The 18,253-nt window shown below is 35.2% G+C and carries 16 protein-coding genes, 1 tRNA gene and 1 pseudogene; 15 read left to right on the top strand and 3 right to left on the bottom strand.

All coding sequences use genetic code 11. The annotated features are described in order from the left end of the window. Nucleotides 1-22: 22 nt before the first annotated feature. Nucleotides 23-463, bottom strand: a complete 441-nt coding sequence (locus tag AC5LXI_RS04120) for a rhodanese-like domain-containing protein (RefSeq protein WP_493443639.1) — start codon at nucleotides 461-463, stop codon at nucleotides 23-25. Between the two features lie 132 nt (nucleotides 464-595). On the opposite strand from AC5LXI_RS04120, the gene AC5LXI_RS04125 reads away from it, so the two are divergent. The 12 genes from AC5LXI_RS04125 to fruA all read left to right on the top strand — a co-directional run bounded on the left by AC5LXI_RS04125 (nucleotide 596) and on the right by fruA (nucleotide 14,125). Beyond that, nucleotides 596-826 carry a hypothetical protein gene (locus AC5LXI_RS04125; RefSeq protein ID WP_493443640.1) on the top strand — a complete coding sequence of 77 codons (231 nt, stop codon included), beginning with the start codon at nucleotides 596-598 and terminating at the stop codon, nucleotides 824-826. Nucleotides 827-1,073: 247 nt separating this feature from the next. Continuing rightward, a complete protein-coding gene (glnA, locus tag AC5LXI_RS04130; protein WP_493443641.1) occupies nucleotides 1,074-2,483 on the top strand; it encodes a glutamate--ammonia ligase in 1,410 nt (469 codons plus the stop codon). 74 nt (nucleotides 2,484-2,557) lie between these two features. Then, a complete protein-coding gene (gene glnL / locus AC5LXI_RS04135) occupies nucleotides 2,558-3,607 on the top strand; it encodes a nitrogen regulation protein NR(II) (RefSeq protein ID WP_493443642.1) in 1,050 nt (349 codons plus the stop codon). A 5-nt stretch (nucleotides 3,608-3,612) separates the two neighbouring features. After that, nucleotides 3,613-5,058, top strand: coding sequence for a nitrogen regulation protein NR(I) (gene glnG / locus AC5LXI_RS04140; protein ID WP_493443643.1), 1,446 nt, complete (start codon nucleotides 3,613-3,615; stop codon nucleotides 5,056-5,058). Nucleotides 5,059-5,259: 201 nt separating this feature from the next. Next, nucleotides 5,260-6,216: a siderophore ABC transporter substrate-binding protein gene (locus AC5LXI_RS04145; RefSeq protein ID WP_086320455.1), complete on the top strand. Its 957-nt coding sequence runs from the start codon at nucleotides 5,260-5,262 to the stop codon at nucleotides 6,214-6,216. A gap of 9 nt (nucleotides 6,217-6,225) precedes the next feature. Continuing rightward, nucleotides 6,226-7,185, top strand: a complete 960-nt coding sequence (locus tag AC5LXI_RS04150) for an ABC transporter permease (RefSeq protein ID WP_493443644.1) — start codon at nucleotides 6,226-6,228, stop codon at nucleotides 7,183-7,185. Next, nucleotides 7,175-8,146, top strand: a complete 972-nt coding sequence (locus AC5LXI_RS04155) for an iron chelate uptake ABC transporter family permease subunit (RefSeq protein WP_493443645.1) — start codon at nucleotides 7,175-7,177, stop codon at nucleotides 8,144-8,146. Before AC5LXI_RS04150 ends, AC5LXI_RS04155 begins: the two co-directional genes overlap by 11 nt. Further along, entirely contained in the window at nucleotides 8,143-8,898 is a 756-nt protein-coding gene (locus AC5LXI_RS04160; RefSeq protein ID WP_493443646.1) for an iron ABC transporter ATP-binding protein, read from the top strand. Before AC5LXI_RS04155 ends, AC5LXI_RS04160 begins: the two co-directional genes overlap by 4 nt. Before the next feature lie 172 nt (nucleotides 8,899-9,070). Further along, nucleotides 9,071-10,099, top strand: a complete 1,029-nt coding sequence (gene cra, locus AC5LXI_RS04165) for a catabolite repressor/activator (protein WP_493443647.1) — start codon at nucleotides 9,071-9,073, stop codon at nucleotides 10,097-10,099. Nucleotides 10,100-10,287: 188 nt separating this feature from the next. After that, nucleotides 10,288-11,478 (top strand): fused PTS fructose transporter subunit IIA/HPr protein, encoded by a 1,191-nt coding sequence (fruB, locus tag AC5LXI_RS04170; RefSeq protein ID WP_493443648.1) that lies wholly within the window; start codon nucleotides 10,288-10,290, stop codon nucleotides 11,476-11,478. A 2-nt stretch (nucleotides 11,479-11,480) separates the two neighbouring features. After that, entirely contained in the window at nucleotides 11,481-12,416 is a 936-nt protein-coding gene (gene fruK, locus AC5LXI_RS04175; RefSeq protein ID WP_493443649.1) for a 1-phosphofructokinase, read from the top strand. Between the two features lie 8 nt (nucleotides 12,417-12,424). Further along, nucleotides 12,425-14,125 (top strand): PTS fructose transporter subunit IIBC, encoded by a 1,701-nt coding sequence (gene fruA / locus AC5LXI_RS04180; protein ID WP_493443650.1) that lies wholly within the window; start codon nucleotides 12,425-12,427, stop codon nucleotides 14,123-14,125. A gap of 58 nt (nucleotides 14,126-14,183) precedes the next feature. Here the strand turns inward: fruA and AC5LXI_RS04185 are convergent, their stop codons facing one another. After that, nucleotides 14,184-14,756, bottom strand: coding sequence for an LOG family protein (locus AC5LXI_RS04185; RefSeq protein ID WP_493443651.1), 573 nt, complete (start codon nucleotides 14,754-14,756; stop codon nucleotides 14,184-14,186). A 148-nt stretch (nucleotides 14,757-14,904) separates the two neighbouring features. Here AC5LXI_RS04185 and AC5LXI_RS04190 point away from each other — a divergent pair. Together AC5LXI_RS04190 and AC5LXI_RS04195 are read left to right on the top strand one after the other, a co-directional pair. Beyond that, nucleotides 14,905-14,980: transfer RNA gene (locus tag AC5LXI_RS04190), tRNA-Asn, on the top strand. 228 nt (nucleotides 14,981-15,208) lie between these two features. Beyond that, nucleotides 15,209-15,946 carry a carbonic anhydrase gene (locus AC5LXI_RS04195; RefSeq protein WP_493443652.1) on the top strand — a complete coding sequence of 246 codons (738 nt, stop codon included), beginning with the start codon at nucleotides 15,209-15,211 and terminating at the stop codon, nucleotides 15,944-15,946. 140 nt (nucleotides 15,947-16,086) lie between these two features. Here the strand turns inward: AC5LXI_RS04195 and AC5LXI_RS04200 are convergent. Then, nucleotides 16,087-17,017 (bottom strand): annotated as a pseudogene (locus AC5LXI_RS04200) (COG2958 family protein). Nucleotides 17,018-17,284: 267 nt separating this feature from the next. Between AC5LXI_RS04200 and AC5LXI_RS04205 the strand changes: the two are divergent. Continuing rightward, a complete protein-coding gene (locus tag AC5LXI_RS04205) occupies nucleotides 17,285-18,241 on the top strand; it encodes a hypothetical protein (protein ID WP_493443653.1) in 957 nt (318 codons plus the stop codon). Nucleotides 18,242-18,253 lie beyond the last annotated feature (12 nt).

Genomic DNA, 18,253 nt, shown 5'->3' on the forward strand with positions numbered 1-18,253 from the left:
AAAACCTTATTTTAAAATTATATTATTTTCTAACTAATGGTAAGTTTTCGCCGTTCCAACCAGCAATACCATCTTTTAATGTAAATACATGTAAAAAACCTTGTTTGACTAATACTTCACCAATACCTGCTGATGTTAAGCCATTTTCATCAATCACAATAATGATACTTTCTTTAAATTTTTCTATATTTTTAGCACTAGCATTCTTTATATCAACGGGTAGGATGTTGTGTGATTCAGTAATATGCCCTTTTTTGAAGCTATCTGCTGAACGAATATCAATAATAACCGCATTTTGTTTATTGATCATATTAATTGCTTGCGCGTTATTAATTATTTTCACTTTTGACAATTTACTTTTTACGGTTAATACAATGATTGCAACAAATAACACAACCCAACCCAATGAAAGTAAAAGATGATTTTTGACAAAAGGTATAATTTCGAGCGTAACAAAGTCCATACTTTTATGATTACCTAGTTTTATTAAAAATAAGCTAAGATTATAACGATATTGTCTACTGAAATACAGATCTAAAGGGAGAAATCTTATTTTAAGCTAAATAAGAACTAAAGAATCCTAAGAAGAGAATTAATGTTATTTAAGCGATTTATCTTACTGCCATTACTTTTAATTACTGTAATCCCGTCTGTTTTAGCCGATCTAAATAATTTATCGACAAGTAAAACCGCAAACCTAGCTCAAAACATGCAAATAACTTTTGAGCCATTACTGTTTAACCCAAATTTAACCTGTCGAGATTTTTTTCTGAAAATTGATGCCAATGCCCCCGATTATTTTCAATATCATGATAGGCAACAATAAAATCCAGTAATGATCGTTAATTGAAAAGATAACTTAAATAACTTTATGTGACATTTTGGTGCATTATTTTGGTGCCTTATGCATTATTTTGGTGCATAAATGTTATTTTTTGCTATTATCTAACCAATAACAACCATGCAAAAATAGTGGTTAAAAATTGGCATCATATTTGCATATAATTTAATAAATAGGCGAATGTGCCTTTGAACTGAACACTTATTTTATATGTCCTCAATGGAGAAGCTACATGTCTACACAAAAAGTTTTAACACTAATAAAAGAAAACGATGTTAAGTTTGTTGATTTACGTTTTACTGATACTAAAGGTAAAGAACAACACGTTACAATTCCTGTAAGTCAAATCGACGCTGATTTTTTTGAAGATGGTAAAATGTTTGATGGCTCTTCCATTGCTGGTTGGAAAGGCATTAACGAATCAGATATGGTTTTAATGCCAGATGCATCAAGCGCAGTGATTGATCCATTTTTTGAAGACGTAACATTAAATATTCGTTGTGACGTTTTAGAACCAGCGACATTACAGGGTTATGATCGTGACCCTCGCTCAATTGCTAAACGTGCTGAAGAGTTTTTAAAATCATCAGGTATTGCTGATACCGTTATTTTTGGACCAGAACCTGAGTTTTTCTTATTTGATGATGTTCGTTTTGGTACGCCAATGTCTGGTAGCTTTGTCCATATTGATGATATCGAAGCAGCTTGGAACTCTGGTACTAAATACGAAGAAGGTAATAAGGGGCATCGTCCTGGCGTTAAAGGTGGTTATTTCCCACTTCCTCCGGTTGACTCGTCACAAGATATTCGTTCTGAGATGTGTTTAATCATGGAACAACTTGGTTTAGTGGTTGAAGCTCATCACCATGAAGTTGCAACTGCAGGCCAAAATGAGATTGCTTGTCGTTTCAATACATTAACTAAAAAAGCTGACGAAGTTCAAATCTATAAATATGTTGTCCAAAATGTTGCTCATGCTTATGGTAAAACTGCGACATTTATGCCTAAACCAATGTTTGGTGATAACGGTTCTGGTATGCACTGTCACCAATCGCTTGCTAAAGATGGTGTAAACCTGTTTGCTGGTGATAAATATGCTGGCCTTTCTGAAATGGCATTATTCTATATTGGTGGTATTATTAAACACGCTAAAGCAATTAACGCTTTTGCTAACCCAGCAACTAACTCTTATAAACGTTTAGTACCGGGTTATGAAGCCCCCGTTATGCTTGCCTATTCTGCGCGTAACCGTTCTGCATCAATTCGTATTCCAGTGGTTACTAGCCCTAAAGCGCGTCGTATTGAAGTTCGCTTCCCAGATCCAGCAGGTAACCCATACTTATCATTTGCTGCGCAATTAATGGCTGGTTTAGATGGTATTATCAATAAGATTCATCCGGGTGATGCGATGGATAAAAACTTATATGACTTACCACCAGAAGAGTCTAAATTAATTCCACAAGTTGCTGGTTCACTTGAAGAAGCGCTAAATGCTTTAGATGCGGATCGTGAATTCTTAACTCGTGGTAATGTATTTACTAATGACACCATTGATGCTTATATTGACTTAAAACGTCAAGATGTTGATCGTGTTCGTATGACTCCACATCCGGTTGAATTTGAGTTGTACTATAGCCTATAAACCATTGTTTTACTATTTAGAGCGTCTACCACTGCTATTTGGCGGTGGTATCTAATGAGAACGGAGAGCCAACGATGACATTTGATAATGAATCTGATGCAAATCTTGTTCTCGACTCAATGATTACCAATATTTTATTACTTGATAAAAAACTCAATATTCTTTATGCCAATACGGCGGCACAACAGTTACTTGCCCAAAGTTCAAAAAAAATATTAGATAGTTATCTTCCTGATTTATTGGGGTATTTTTCATTAGACCTTGAGTTGATGCAAAATGCCTTAGATCAAAACCAAGGTTTTACTGATAGTGAAGTAAATTTGGTGATAAACAATGAATTGCATATTTTATCACTGACGGCACAATTATTGGCTAATGGTCGCATTTTGATCGAAATGGCACCATTGAATAGTCATAAAAAGCTAAGCCAAGAGCAATTACAGCAAGCGCAACAAAATGCGGCACGTGAACTCGTTCGTGGACTTGCACATGAAATTAAAAATCCATTAGGTGGGCTTAGAGGTGCAGCACAATTGTTATCGCGTGAACTGCCTAAAAATGAGTTGCAAGATTATACACAAATTATTATTGAACAAGCAGATAGATTAAGAAATCTTGTTGATAGGTTATTAGGCCCACAACAACGGTTGCAGCAAAAACAACAGAATATTCACCAAGCTATTGAACGAATCTATGCACTTTTATGTTTAGAAAAACCGTTAAATGTTGAGATTATCCGCGACTATGATCCTAGTTTGCCGGAATTGGCACATGACTCTGAGCAAATCGAGCAAGTCGTTTTAAATATTGTCCGTAATGCAATACAAGCCATTGGTTCAAAAGCAGGTGCTGTCACAATTAGGACCCGAACAGCATTTCAGGTCACCTTGCATGGTCAACGTTACCGACTTTGTGCGCGTATCGATATTGAAGATAATGGCCCTGGAGTACCAGTGCATATTCAAGATACATTATTTTACCCAATGGTTAGTGGTTATGAAGGCGGTACCGGCATTGGTTTGTCGATTGCCCATAATATTATTGACCAGCATAATGGTAAGATTGAATTTAATAGTTGGCCTGGTCATACTGAGTTTTCTATCTATTTACCAATCAAACAATGAGGTTAATGACAATGAATGTTTGGATTGTTGATGATGATAGTTCGATTAGATGGGTTTTAGAAAAAGCGCTTACTAACGCTCATTTTAACTGCATCAGTTTTTCAAGCGGTCAAGAAGTAATTGATGCTTTAGTTAATCATCCACAGAAGCCAGCAGTATTATTATCCGATATTAAAATGCCGGGTATTGATGGGTTATCTTTGCTTAATTATATCAAAGAGCAAATGCCTAATTTACCGGTGATTATTATGACTGCTCATTCAGATCTTGATGCTGCAGTGAATGCTTATCAAAAGGGAGCTTATGATTATATTCCTAAACCTTTTGATGTCGATGAAGTAATCCAATTGGTTGAGCGGGCTATTTTACAAACGCAGAGCAATAAATCGAGTAATTCTTCCAATAGTAAAGCCTCTACCGGTATTATTGGTGAAGCTCCCTCAATGCAAGAAGTGTTTCGTATTATTGGTCGGCTTTCCAAATCATCCATTAGTGTGTTAATTAATGGTGAATCAGGAACGGGTAAGGAGTTAGTGGCAAAAGCACTGCATACTCATAGTCCTCGTTCGCAGTCACCTTTTATTGCATTAAATATGGCTGCTATTCCTAAGGATTTAATTGAATCGGAACTATTTGGTCATGAGAAAGGAGCATTTACTGGTGCAGCCCAAATAAGGCATGGCCGATTTGAACAAGCTAATGGTGGGACGCTATTTTTAGATGAAATTGGTGATATGCCATTAGATGTGCAAACGCGATTATTAAGAGTGCTTGCTGATGGACAATTTTATCGAATCGGTGGTTATTCACCAGTAAAAGTTGATGTACGTATTATTGCCGCTACGCATCAAGATTTACAAGCTAGAGTAAGGGAAGGTAAATTTAGAGAAGATTTGTTCCATCGGCTAAATGTGATTCGTATTTTATTGCCACCATTACGTGATAGAGCGCAAGATATACCTAAATTAGCTGAACATTTTTTACGTACCACCGCCAAAGAATTAGGTGTTGAAAGTAAAGTGCTAAGCCCTGATGCTCTTAATCTTTTATGTCTGTTCAATTGGCCGGGTAATGTAAGGCAATTAGAAAATGTTTGTCGTTGGGTAACAGTAATGTCATCCAATAATGAAGTTTATGTGCAAGATTTACCTCCAGAACTATTACAATTATCGGCTTCTGATGGCTCAGCTAATTATGAGGTTCTTACCAATGTAACCAATCAGATATTACCAGAAACCGATTGGAAAAAACTGTTAGAACAGTGGGCTAAACAAGCATTATTAGCTGGTCAAACCGGAATTTTGACGCAAACAGTGAGTGATGTTGAAAAAATTTTATTAAAGTGTGCACTTAATTTTACTCGTGGACATAAGCAAGATGCAGCGAATCTGCTTGGCTGGGGGAGAAATACTTTAACAAGAAAACTCAAAGAATTATCAGATGATAATTGATTATGATAGCATGCCGATTTTTTCGGCAATAAGTCATAATATTATCATCTAATCGTTTTACCCATTTATTTATTATTATTTTACTGTTTGCTTAAAGTTCATTGAACACTTATTTATTTTTAGTTACAATCGAATGCAAATGATAATTATTCTATTTATCATCCATTCGCTTTTGGACTAAGCTAATAACTAGGAGTTACAATGTATTCATCTATCAAAGTTAAATTTTTAGTATTACTAGCCGCTTTATTTGTGTTAGCTGGCTGTGACGATAAAAAACAAGAAGCACCAGTAGCTAATAAAACTATAGCTGTTGAACATGCTCAAGGTAAAACAGATGTTCCTGAAAACCCGAAAAAAGTGGTAGTTTATAACACAGCGACACTGGATATTATTGATGCATTAAAAATTCCTGTAACCGGTGTCCCACAATCGGATGTACATTTCCCAGAATTCTTATCTAAGTATGCTGATAAAGCTTATACCAATGTTGGTACTTTATTTGAACCAAATTATGAAGTGTTAAGTTCATTACAACCTGATGTGATTATCGCAGGTGGCCGTGCCAATGATGTTTATAAAAAATTAAGTGATATTGCACCAACTATTTCACTTGATATTGATCCTAATAATTTCGTTGCTAGCTTAACCGAGCGTACTGAACAGTTAGGCGATATTTTTGGTAAACAAGCAGAAGCTAAAAAATTAATTGCTGATTTTAACCAAAAAATTGAAACACTAAAACCTAAAACAGATACAGCAGGAACTGCCTTAGTAATTATGGTTAATGGTGGTAAAATGTCAGCTTATGGCCCTAAATCACGTTTTGGCTTTATCTTTGATGTATTAGGTTTCAAACCTGCAACAACCTTCCAAGAAGCCGGTCGTCATGGTAATGCAGTAACTTCTGAATTTGTGTTAAGTGTTAATCCACAATGGTTATTTGTGTTAGATAGAGACAATGCAATTGGTAATAAAGAAGCGCAATCAGCACAACAAGTTCTAAATAACGAATTAATCCAAAAAACTGATGCATGGCAACAAAATCATATTGTTTATTTAGATTCAACTTCAATGTATATCTCTGGCGGTATTCAAACTTATAGTCAATTAATCGACCAAATAAGTGATGTTTTACAAAAAACATCAGCCAACTAATCATAAGTTATGACAAAAATGGTTTATTTTATTGCAGGCATTGCTCTTTTAATAGCAATGGCTGCATTAAGTCTGTTTATTGGTGCTGGGCATGTGACGTTGGCTGATCTTTGGTCTGACAGTAATATGCGACAAATCTTTTTTGTTAGTCGTGTTCCTAGAACGGTAGCATTACTATTAGCCGGTAGCGCTATGAGTGTTGCTGGCTTAATTATGCAATTACTTACGCAAAATCGGTTTGTTGAACCTTCATTAGTGGGAACAACCCAGTCTGCAAGTCTTGGGCTATTAGTCATGATGGTATTTGCTCCTGGCGCAACTGTAATGATGAAAATGGTGGTGGCCAGTTTATTTGCAATGGCTGGCACGATGTTGTTTATGTTTATCTCACGTAAAATCATCTTTAAATCTGCCTTAATGGTACCACTTATTGGGATTATGCTTGGCGCAGTAATCAATGCAATTTGTACTTTTTTTGCCATGTATTTTGATTTATTACAATCACTAGGTGGTTGGGAATCAGGTGATTTTTCTGGCATTTTGCAAGGTCGCTATGAACTATTGTGGTTAGTTGGTGGTATTACCTTACTTGCCTGTTGGAGCGCCGATCGTTTTACTGTCGCTGGATTAGGGCGGGATTTTTCCGTCAATGTCGGACTTAATTATAATAGAGTAATGTTAACTGGTCTAATTGTCATTGCACTTATTGGTGGAATTGTAGTTGTGGTGGTGGGGGTACTACCATTTTTGGGCTTAATCGTTCCTAATATTGTGAGTTTATTGTTTGGCGATAATGTTCGTAAAACTATTCCGTGGATTTGTCTGCTAGGTAGTGGTCTGGTTTTACTCTGTGATATTATTGGACGAGTTATTCGCTATCCCTTCGAAATTCCAGTTAGTGTAATCCTTGGTGTAGTTGGTGCTGTTATATTTTTAGTATTGTTGAGTAAAAAACGTCATGCTGGTTAATCAAAAACGCTTTATTTCAAGTCGAAATACGGTACTGATATTACTGGGTATTGCGCTATTTTGTGTCATTTTTTTCATGACATTCAATTTAAAAGGCAATATTAGTTATATATTGACTCATCGTACTTGGATTGTTTTAACGATGATTTTAGTGGCTTTTTCTGCTGCAACGTCGACTTTGCTTTTTCAAACTGTTACTAATAATCGAATTTTAACACCTTCAATAATGGGATTTGAATCTTTGTTTGTATTGATTCAAACAGTTGTAATATTTTTTATTGATGCGCAAGGTATTCCTTATATTGGTATTGTGGGTAAATTTATTTTCGAATCATTATTATTAATTTTATTTTCTCTATTTCTGTATCGAGGATTATTTACCAAACTTAAACAAAATCTTCATTTGGTTTTATTAATTGGCATTATTTTAGGAACACTATTTCGTAGTTTCTCTAATTTATTACAACGATTAATGACGCCAACGGAATTCGCTGTTTTGCAAAGCCGTATTTTTGCCACATTTACCCGAGCAGAACCTGTCTTAATCGTGTTTTCATTAATCATTGCCTCAATTATTGGTCTGTTTTTATGGCGAATGCGCTTTCGCTTTGATGTATTAGCATTAGGACGTGATAATGCCATTAATCTTGGGGTCGATTATCAGAAAAGTGTCACTATCATTCTATTACTCGTTTCGGTATTAATTTCAATATCAACCGCGTTAGTTGGGCCTTTTACATTCCTAGGTCTACTTATTGCTAATTTAGCTTATAGTATTAGTGGCTCTAGCCAGCATCGTTTTTTATTACCGACAGCATTTTTATTAGGCGTGATATTTCTTGTTGGTGGACAGATGTTTTTAGAGCGGGTCCTAAATATGGTGGGCGCATTATCGATAGTCATTGAGTTTATTGGTGGTTCATTGTTTATCTTCTTATTATTGAAAAAGGTTCCGATGTGATAGAAATTGATAATATTAGTAAAAAGTATCAAACCATACCTGTATTAAAAAATGTGAAAGCAACCATACCTCAAGGTGGTATTACGGCAATCATTGGTCCAAATGGTGCAGGCAAATCAACCTTATTATCAATTATTAGCCGTCTATTACTTGCCGATGAGGGACAAGTAAAAATTCAGAATATGGATGTGGTTAATACCCCGAGTGATAAACTTGCGACCTATTTATCTGTGTTAAGACAAGAGAACCGTTTTACCAGTCGATTGACCGTGTTTGAGTTGGTTGGATTTGGCCGTTATCCTTATTCAAAAGGCCGATTAAATAAAGATGATTTAGTCTATATTAATCGTGCGCTAGAATTTTTAAATCTAACTGAATATAAAGATAGATTTTTAGATGAACTTTCAGGTGGACAACGGCAGCGTGCTTATGTGGCAATGGTACTTTGTCAGGATACTGAATATGTATTACTGGATGAACCGTTAAATAACCTTGATATGAAGCATGCAGTGACCATGATGAAACAATTACGGCGAGCGGCTGATGAGCTTGGTAAAACAATTGTTATTGTTATCCATGATATTAATTTTGCTTCTGTTTATTCTGACTATATTTTAGCAATGAAAGATGGCGAGTTGGTTTATCAAGGTAACCCTAAACAAATTATGGATTCAGAAATTTTAGAAAATATCTTTGAAACCCGCGTACAAATAGAAAAAATTCATAATCAAAATATTGCTATCTATTATTAACAACTAATCACATTGAACTGAAAGGATTTAGATATTAACTAAATCCTTTTTTATTTATAATTTGTTTAATTATATAGAGATAATATATCGTTAAGTTAAAATGATAACTTTTGTTTACATTTAATTTAAGTTCAGGTTAAATAGCTGAAAATTTTTTTATTGAGATATATTCATGAAATTAGAACAAATTGCACTGTTAGCCGGCGTGTCGAGAACGACAGCCAGTTACGTGATAAATGGTAAAGCTAAACATTATCGGGTTAGCGATAAAACCATTGAAAAAGTGATGGAAGTGGTGAAACAATACAATTATCAACCAAATGCAGTGGCTGCTGGGCTCAGAGCAGGTAAAACGCGTACTATTGGTCTCATTATTCCAGACTTTGAAAATATGAGTTATACTCGAATTGCTAGCTATTTAGAGCAATTGTTAAGAAAAGAGGGGTATCAACTACTACTTTCTTGTTCTGAAGATAATCCTGAAATCGAAAAAGAATGTGTTAGACATTTAAAACAACGTCGAGTTGATGCTTTAGTCATTTCTTCTTCGTTTGTTGCTGATGACGATTATGCGTTTTATGATAGCTGGCAAAACAGTGATACTCCTTTATTTGCCCTTGATAGAATCCTCTCAACTTCTGAATTTAGAAATGTTATTGGGTCTGATAAAGAAGATGCTAAAATGCTTGCTAATACATTTAACCAATTTGTTAATGGAACAGTCGCATACATAGGTGCCTTACCTGATTTATCTGTTAGTCAGCTACGAATGGAAGGTTTTAAAGAAATTGCTTTAAATCGTAGCAATAAAGTTGATTTTTTATGTGCAAATAATTATAGTCGTCGCGATGCCGAAGCTACTTTTAGTCAATGGTTGGCGAACAATGATTTACCAAACGGCATTTTTTCCACTTCTTTTTCTTTATTACAGGGCACTATTGATGCAATTTTGAAAAAGTTTGGTCATTTACCTGATAATTTAACGATTGCCACTTTTGGTGATAATGAGTTACTTGATTTTTTACCTTGTAAATTGATAGCGCTATCTCAAGATCATAAAGCGATATCTGAAGTAACCATCACGTTATTACTAGACAGTTTACTTAATAAGAGTTATCAACCAGGGACAACCGTTATTCCACGGCGTTTGATTTATCGAGGTAGTTTGAGCCGAGAGAATACGACTAAACGATCAGAGTAAATAGTCACAGAGTTAGACAAATTTACTCAAAAAGCAGATCTAGATCACATTTTAGGAATTAATAGATATAATTTATTTGATAATTAAAAATTTTCTATCCATTATTGCTGAAACGATTCAATAACGATTGTGGGATTGCTGAGTTGTTTTTAGTTGACCCAACATTATAACCCAGAGGTATTTATTTTATGTTTCATTTAGTTAAAGAAGATATTCATTTAAATGAACAAGCAACCAATAAAACGGAGGCAATTAAAAAAATTGCTGCTGCATTAACTGGTGCAGGTTTTGTTGAAGAAGGCTATGTTGATGGTATGCTTGAACGTGAAGGGCAGGCAGCAACTTATTTAGGTATTGGTATTGCTATACCCCATGGTACACCTAAAACTCGTCATTTAGTTAAAAAAACCGGTGTTCAAGTTTTCTGTTTTCCTCAAGGCGTAGAGTGGGGGGATGATGGTGAAAAAGCCTATCTTGCTATTGGTATTGCTGCAAGTTCTGATGAACATTTAGAATTACTTCGCCAATTAACTCATGTTCTTGGTGCTGATGGTGTCGAAGAACGAATCAAACAAATTCAAACAGCAGATGAAGCTTTAGCTATTTTAACTGGTAAAGAAAGTGTCGAAGATAGTCAATTTAAAATTGATGAATCTTCATTATTATTGGATATTCAAGCTGATAGCTTAGCTACATTACAAGCTTTAAATGCTTCGCGTTTAAAACAACATAATGCGGTTAATGCTAGTTTTATTACGAATGTACTTGACAACAAACCAAATTATTTAGGCAATGGGGTATGGTTAAATGACAGTCGCGAAGGTAATCTAAAAAATGCGATTGCTATTAGCCGAACTGTAAATGATCTTAATCAAGATGGTAAACCAGTTAAAATTCTTATTACTATTTCAGCTGTTGATGATAGTGTTGCAACTATCGTGAATAATATTGCATCGTTGGCTTATAATCAAAAATTAGCGTTATTAATTTCAGCAAATGGCGTTGATTTTAATGATCTGCTTTTATCCGGCATTCAGTCGGTATCATCTGAAAAATCTGAAACTGTTAATGATTCATCAAACAGTAGATCTAATGATGAAGAATTAAGCCGAGTATTTATCATTCCAAATGAAAATGGTTTACATACTCGTCCATCATCAGTTCTTGTCAAATTGGTTAAAGAGTTCAATAGTAAAGTGACTGTTACTAATCTCGATGGTAAAAATGAACCAGTTAGTGCAACCAGTTTAATGAAGATTGTTGCATTAGGTGCAAAAAAAGGCAGTCGTTTACAATTTACAGCAGTTGGTGATGATGCCGAACAAGTATTAGATGCAATCGGTAAAGCTATTGAAAGCGGCTTAGGTGAGGGTGTTTAATCATGACTTATCGTGTTGCAACTATCACTTTAAATCCTGCTTATGATCTATTAGGTTTTTGCCCTAAAGTTGAGTTAGGTGATGTTAATTTAGTGCAAACTAATGCTTTACTGCCAGCAGGCAAAGGTATCAATGTTGCTAAAGTTTTGTCTGACTTGGGGATTAAATTAACCGTTGGTGGTTTTTTAGGGAAAGAGAATCGTGATGGTTTTAATTTACTGTTTGAATCATTAAATGTTACTGATAAATTCCAAACAGTCGAAGGCCGTACTCGTATTAATGTTAAATTAACCGAAGAAAACAGTGAGGTCACTGATCTTAATTTTTCTGGTTTTACTATTAGCGAGCAAGATTGGCAAACATTTGTGACTACTTCATTGGAATGGTTGAAAGAGATTGATATGGTTGCCATTAGTGGCAGTTTACCTGCAGGCGTATCTCTTGAAAAGTTCACTGAGTGGATGAAACAAGTAAAAGCAATTTGTCCTAAAGTTGTGTTTGACAGTAGCCGTGATGCTTTAGTTGCTGGACTTAAAGCTAATCCATGGCTAATTAAACCAAATGATAAAGAACTTGAAATGTGGGTTGGTAGAAAACTAACTACATTATCAGAAATCAAAACTGCTGCTATGGAGCTTATCGATGGTGGCGTAGAAAACGTAGTAGTTTCACTAGGAAGCAAAGGTGCTTTATGGGTAACTAAACATGAAGCATGGTTAGCTAAACCGCCTAAATGTAAGGTGGTTAGTACGGTTGGTGCTGGTGATTCAATGGTTGGTGGATTAATGTATGGTTTATTAACTAATCAATCAATTAAAGACACTTTAATATTTGCATCAAGTGTTGCCGCTTTATCGGTTGAACAAGCAGGTGTTGGTGTGTCAGACCGTCAAGCGGTTACCAACATGTCGGAAAAAATTGAAATAATCGCGGGATAGGAGTATTCATGAACATATACATTGTTGAAGGTAACAACTCAGGCCCAGTTAATGGGCGTTTAGCTAAAGCGGAATTAGCGTTAGCTGCTAATTCTTTAAATTTTAAAATAGTTGATAATGCAACATCAGCTGACACAATCATTTCGGTTGGTAATGGTGATATCAGCGATAAATCAGTGATTGGCAAAAAAGTTTATGTGGTAAATGATCTCAATGAAGTTTTTGCTGATCCTAAAAAAATCCTAAATGATGCACAAAGTAAAGCAACTGTTTATCAACAATCTGCTAATTCTGCTGCTGTTGCGACTTCAAACAACGGACAAAAACGTATTGTTGCGGTAACAGCTTGTCCAACTGGTGTTGCTCATACATTTATGGCTGCTGAGGCGATTGAAGAAGAAGCGAAAAAACGTGGTTGGTGGTGTAAAGTTGAAACGCGTGGTTCGGTTGGTGTTGGTAATGAATTAACTCCAGAAGAGGTGGCTTCAGCTGATGTAGTGATTGTAGCATGTGATATTGATGTTGATTTAAGTAAGTTTGCAGGTAAAAAAATGTACCGAACTAAAACCGGTCCAGCCCTTAAAAAAACTGCACAAGAATTAGATAGAGCTTTTGAAGAAGCTACAATTTATCAACCAACTAGTTCTGCTTCAACAACAAAATCAAGTAACGAGAAGAAAGGTGTCTATCAGCATCTATTAACTGGTGTATCTTACATGTTACCAATGGTGGTTGCTGGTGGATTAATCATTGCCTTATCATTTGCTTTTGGTTCATTTGAAATGGTTGATGGCGTACAAAAACTGGTAGGTGAATCTCATTTAGCACAAATCGGTGGGCTAGCATTCTCACTCATGGTACCTTTACTTGCTGGTTATATTGCTTATTCTATTGCTGATAGACCAGGTTTAGCCCCTGGGCTTGTTGGTGGTTTGCTTGCTGTCTCTACTGGTGCGGGCTTTTTAGGTGGTATAATCATTGGTTATTTTGCCGGTTACTTAGCAATGTTAATCACTAAGTATTTACCATTACCAAAAACACTTGAAGCATTAAAACCAATTCTTATTGTACCATTACTTGCTACATTAGCTACAGGCTTAGTTATGCAGTTTATTGTTGGTACTCCGATAGCATGGCTAATGGAAGCTTTAACTGAATGGTTGAAATCAATGGGAACAGCCAACGCTGTTCTGTTAGGTGCACTTTTAGGTGGTATGATGTGTACTGATATGGGTGGACCAATCAATAAAGTTGCTTATGCGTTTGGTACAGGCTTAATTTCGGCTCAAGTATATGCACCAATGGCAGCGGTTATGGCTGGTGGTATGGTTCCACCGTTAGCAATGGGATTAGCAACCTTAATTGCGCGCAAAAAATTTGCCAAAGCAGAACAAGAAAGTGGTAAAGCTTCATTAGTATTAGGCTTATGCTTTATTTCTGAAGGGGCAATTCCTTTCGCTGCTCGTGATCCATTACGTGTTATTCCTTGTTGTATTATTGGTGGGGCAATCACTGGTGGTTTATCATTAGCATTTGGTTCTGAGCTTATGACACCACATGGTGGTCTATTCGCTTTAGCAATCCCTGGCGTAGTTAAACCAGTTGGTGGTTATTTACTATCAATTGTTGTTGGTTCGGTTATTGCGGGTGTCGCTTACGCATTGATTAAAAAACCTGATGCACAGACTTCTGAATTAGTAAGCGCATAATACATTATGCAACTAAAAACGCCATCATCTGATGGCGTTTTTTTATTCTTGCCTTAATCTATTTTTTTACCCAACGCTGTAAATCTTTTGGGATAAAATTATCCATTCTCTCTAACATTTCATCAGCAACATCTGCTACGATCAATGTTCGATAAAAACTGTCTCGGATAAAGCCTTCTTGTACTGCGTGTTCTAAAAAATTGAGCATAGGTTGCCAAAATTGACTATTTAATAAGGCAACAGGTTTTTCATGATAACCAATTTGCATACCTGTCCATACCTCAAACAGCTCTTCTAATGTTCCCGTACCTCCTGGCATAGCAATAAAACCATCAGCTAGCTCAGTTAATCTTGCTTTGCGTTGATGCATATTTTCAACAACTTCCAAACGCGTAATACCATGGTGTGCAGTTTCAGCTTTAACTAACCGCTCAGGAATAATGCCAATAACTTCACTACCATGAGCGAGAACGGCATTAGCAATTACACCCATTAGTCCTTTATTGCCACCACCATAGATTAATCGTCTATTTTGTTTGGCAATGGTCATACCTAATTGCTCTGCTGCCATACGATATTCTGGACGATTACCTTCACTCGCACCACAAAACACACAAATATTTTTTTTCATCAGTTTTACTCTACTCGTTATGTCATATTATCAATATTTTAGCATAGGATTCATTAAATTTGTTCATAACCTGAGCGATCAAACTAAATTAATGTTTTATAGATTGACAGAATCCTCATAGATAGTTAATATTCTGTCCACTAAGTGTTCCTCCATAGTTCAGTCGGTAGAACGGCGGACTGTTAATCCGTATGTCACAGGTTCAAGTCCTGTTGGAGGAGCCAATTTCAGTTTTTAAGAACCTGCTTATATAGCAGGTTTTTTTATATCTACTTTTCAATAGATACTTCAAGATCACTTTTATCTGCATAAACATTATTAATTCGCCGTTTAACCATGTTTGAACAGCGATATATAATTATTTTTTATAAGGCGTATTTTAGCTGGAAAGCCTTATACTTGCAGAGTATAATTCAGCCTCCCTCCAATTAATACCAAAGTGTGAAATCAACATGAAACATAACGTAGTAATTGCAGTATTAATGGCAACTAGCTTATCTTGTGCCGCTATAGGACATTCATCTCATTGGGGATATGAAGGTCAAGAAAAACCAGAAAACTGGGGTAAATTATCAGCAGAGTATTCTACCTGTGAGAATGGTAAAAATCAGTCACCGATCAATATCGATCATGCATTAAAGACAGAGCATGAAAACTTAAAGTTCTCATTCAAACCAAGTAAACAAGAAATTATTAATAACGGACATACTATTCAGGTTAACGTTACTGGTGATAATCAGTTAATATTAGATGAGCAAACCTTTACGTTACAACAATTCCATTTTCACAGCCCAAGTGAAAATACCATTAAAGGTAAAAGTTATCCAATGGAAGCCCACTTTGTTTACAAAAATAAAACTGGTGAGCTTACCGTTGTCGCCTTAATGTTTAATAGTGGCGAAGCGAATTCTGAAATTGCGAAGGCTTGGCAGCAAATGCCTGCGGAAGTGGATAACAAAGCAACGTTAGACAAAACTGTTGATATTAGTACATTATTTCCTAAAACCCTCGATTATTATCGCTTTAGTGGATCATTAACAACACCACCGTGTACTGAAGGTGTAAGATGGATTGTGTTAGAACAACCTGTAACAGTCTCAGAACAACAAATTGAAAAATTCCACTCAATCATGCATCACAACAACAACCGCCCAGTACAGCCATTAAATGGAAGAGTTATTGTTGATTAATAAATGAGTTTTAATTGGCTTTATTAATATTTATTATAAAGCCAATTTCGATTGTTATACTGATTAAAAAATATCAATTAATGATAGCTAATCACAAGGAGGATGACTTTTTAGTGTCTATTTTTTAGTGATTTTTTTATTTAAGTATTAGTATAATCCCAATCAAAAACTTTTATTTCACCAGTTTGATAAAACTGCTTAACTAACTTAATATAGTTATTAAAATCTTTATTTTCTCTAGCAAGACGACTGCAATAGTCCCAATCAATAATAGTTTTTTCTTGAGCAGGAATTAGAATTTAACTTTCTGATGGATTATCTACCTCTAATTTAATAACGCCAATACCGTGTACTGCGCACAGTACTCTGAGTTCTTTTAATGTATCACTACCAGTAATTTGTGAAGCCACCAAATAACCAAAATTATCCCATGAAGAATTAGATACAGCTTGAAAAAATGATTCTCTAACATTTGACATATTAAGTAATATTTTAACTTCAAATGACCATAGTTTACTTTGCTGATCGGCATAAAGTTTAACGCAATCTTTGACTAAGTTATTCCAATCAGAACTGAGATCTTCTAAGCCAACAATATCAGGATGTAGCCATATATTGCCATTTTTACCCATTCTATTTGATGAGGTTTTTTCATCAATACGTTTAGAGTACACATTAAGTTCATCATAAAGATATTTACTTAATAATGGATAGAGAGAGTGTTCACCATGACCATTATTTTCTGTTTGGGCTTGAGTGGGCTGTTTCTTTGTAGATAAATACTCAGCGTCTAGTACTTCTACTTCATCCGATTTTTGCGAAAAGTAATACTTTTTAGAACGACCCTCTGTGGTTTTTATTTCTGGATGTTTTTTTTGTAAAAGTGGTCGCTGGGCACTAATTTCAGCTGCAATTTGGGCAATAACATCATCATCAGTCATTAAACGCTCACTAGCCTGTTTTTTTCAGCACAGGCATAAATATCAACTGAGCCAATTGTCTAGCGGTAAACTGTTTTTGCGGTTGCTGTTTAAGTAGATTAAATATTGTCTTCCTGAGATTTAATGACATAATGTTTAATAACTCTTTGTAATAATGATTAATATACACCTAATATATAATTTAATTAGCTAGTGCTATCAATTCAATGTTAACTTTAATAGTTCTAAGAAATCATATAATCATTATTGATAGTTATAAATTCAAAAATAATTTATTGCTTATAAGATTATTAGCTACATAGTTATATTTAAAACGGCACTAGTTTTGACATACATGAAATGCCAAACATAATGGAAAAATTGGATTTTACTTAATAAAGAATGGAGAATATCTAATATGGCATCTATTAATGAAATAAGAATATATTTCGCTCGCTACGTCATTTTAAAAAAAGATATTAATAACTATGAAAAAAATACGATAGATGAGATATCCGCTGAATTAGAGAAGATTTATCAAGAAAATAAAGAATATATTTTAGGTAGTATAGCAATCGAATTTTCTTCGACAAGTGCATATTATGCCACAATGTATCTTAGCGCTAAACAAGAAAAAAATTCCTATTTATGCGGTTATGTTTCGACATCTGCATTAAGTTTGTTACTTGATTACTATAATATCTATCCCCAGCAAGACTGTTTTTTAAAAGATCTCTCATATCATGGCGAAATCTTACTAATGATGTTTGCCTGTAATCGATTTGAGTTAATTGAACCTTGCTACCCAAAAATTGTTGAAAGTATTCTCAATGGTAATATGAGCCGAAGTTTACCTTGGGGTGGAGATGGTAGGGGTAATGTTGTACCACCACGACCACAGCGCTTAGGGGTATTAGCGATTGAAATGATGGCAAGTGAGCGTAAACAAAGCATTGATTGGGATGGCGCAAATATCCCTGTCGATCCATTTTATCATCGTTTTTGTCAGGAAGCGCTGTACAGCACCGATGAAAATGAGTTGACTGATTGGTTAACCAAGCTTTGTGATAATCATTTAGAATGGGTATGTTTGTTTTTTGATAATGACGAAAAGCAACCATCAACAGGTTATGAAATTCATGATGAGATGTTACTTCTATGGCCATTTGAATATCACGCCGTCAAAAATTTTCGAGCTCGTCATGGCCTTTCTACCCCAGAAATCGATCACCCTCTGTTAAAGACACCAATGGCAATTGACCATTTCCCTAATTTTGCAAAATGGCAAAAGCCAATATGGTATAACAAAATGGTTGATAAAGTGATAGAGGTCAATCCAGAGTTAAGCTTTATCCGAGAATTATTTAATTCGTGAGAGTAGCCTCAA

Source organism: Gilliamella sp. LMG 34361, assembly GCF_984569075.1.

Bases quoted from the DNA above. Each gene is read 5' to 3' on its own strand.
- fruA (WP_493443650.1), top strand. From the start codon at position 12,425: ATGAACATATACATTGTTGAAGGTAACAACTCAGGCCCAGTTAATGGG.
- glnL (WP_493443642.1), top strand. From the start codon at position 2,558: ATGACATTTGATAATGAATCTGATGCAAATCTTGTTCTCGACTCAATG.
- AC5LXI_RS04125 (WP_493443640.1), top strand. From the start codon at position 596: ATGTTATTTAAGCGATTTATCTTACTGCCATTACTTTTAATTACTGTA.
- AC5LXI_RS04205 (WP_493443653.1), top strand. From the start codon at position 17,285: ATGGCATCTATTAATGAAATAAGAATATATTTCGCTCGCTACGTCATT.
- AC5LXI_RS04150 (WP_493443644.1), top strand. From the start codon at position 6,226: ATGACAAAAATGGTTTATTTTATTGCAGGCATTGCTCTTTTAATAGCA.
- AC5LXI_RS04145 (WP_086320455.1), top strand. From the start codon at position 5,260: ATGTATTCATCTATCAAAGTTAAATTTTTAGTATTACTAGCCGCTTTA.
- glnG (WP_493443643.1), top strand. From the start codon at position 3,613: ATGACAATGAATGTTTGGATTGTTGATGATGATAGTTCGATTAGATGG.
- AC5LXI_RS04185 (WP_493443651.1), bottom strand. From the start codon at position 14,756: ATGAAAAAAAATATTTGTGTGTTTTGTGGTGCGAGTGAAGGTAATCGT.
- cra (WP_493443647.1), top strand. From the start codon at position 9,071: ATGAAATTAGAACAAATTGCACTGTTAGCCGGCGTGTCGAGAACGACA.
- AC5LXI_RS04195 (WP_493443652.1), top strand. From the start codon at position 15,209: ATGAAACATAACGTAGTAATTGCAGTATTAATGGCAACTAGCTTATCT.
- glnA (WP_493443641.1), top strand. From the start codon at position 1,074: ATGTCTACACAAAAAGTTTTAACACTAATAAAAGAAAACGATGTTAAG.
- fruB (WP_493443648.1), top strand. From the start codon at position 10,288: ATGTTTCATTTAGTTAAAGAAGATATTCATTTAAATGAACAAGCAACC.
- AC5LXI_RS04120 (WP_493443639.1), bottom strand. From the start codon at position 463: ATGGACTTTGTTACGCTCGAAATTATACCTTTTGTCAAAAATCATCTT.
- fruK (WP_493443649.1), top strand. From the start codon at position 11,481: ATGACTTATCGTGTTGCAACTATCACTTTAAATCCTGCTTATGATCTA.
- AC5LXI_RS04155 (WP_493443645.1), top strand. From the start codon at position 7,175: ATGCTGGTTAATCAAAAACGCTTTATTTCAAGTCGAAATACGGTACTG.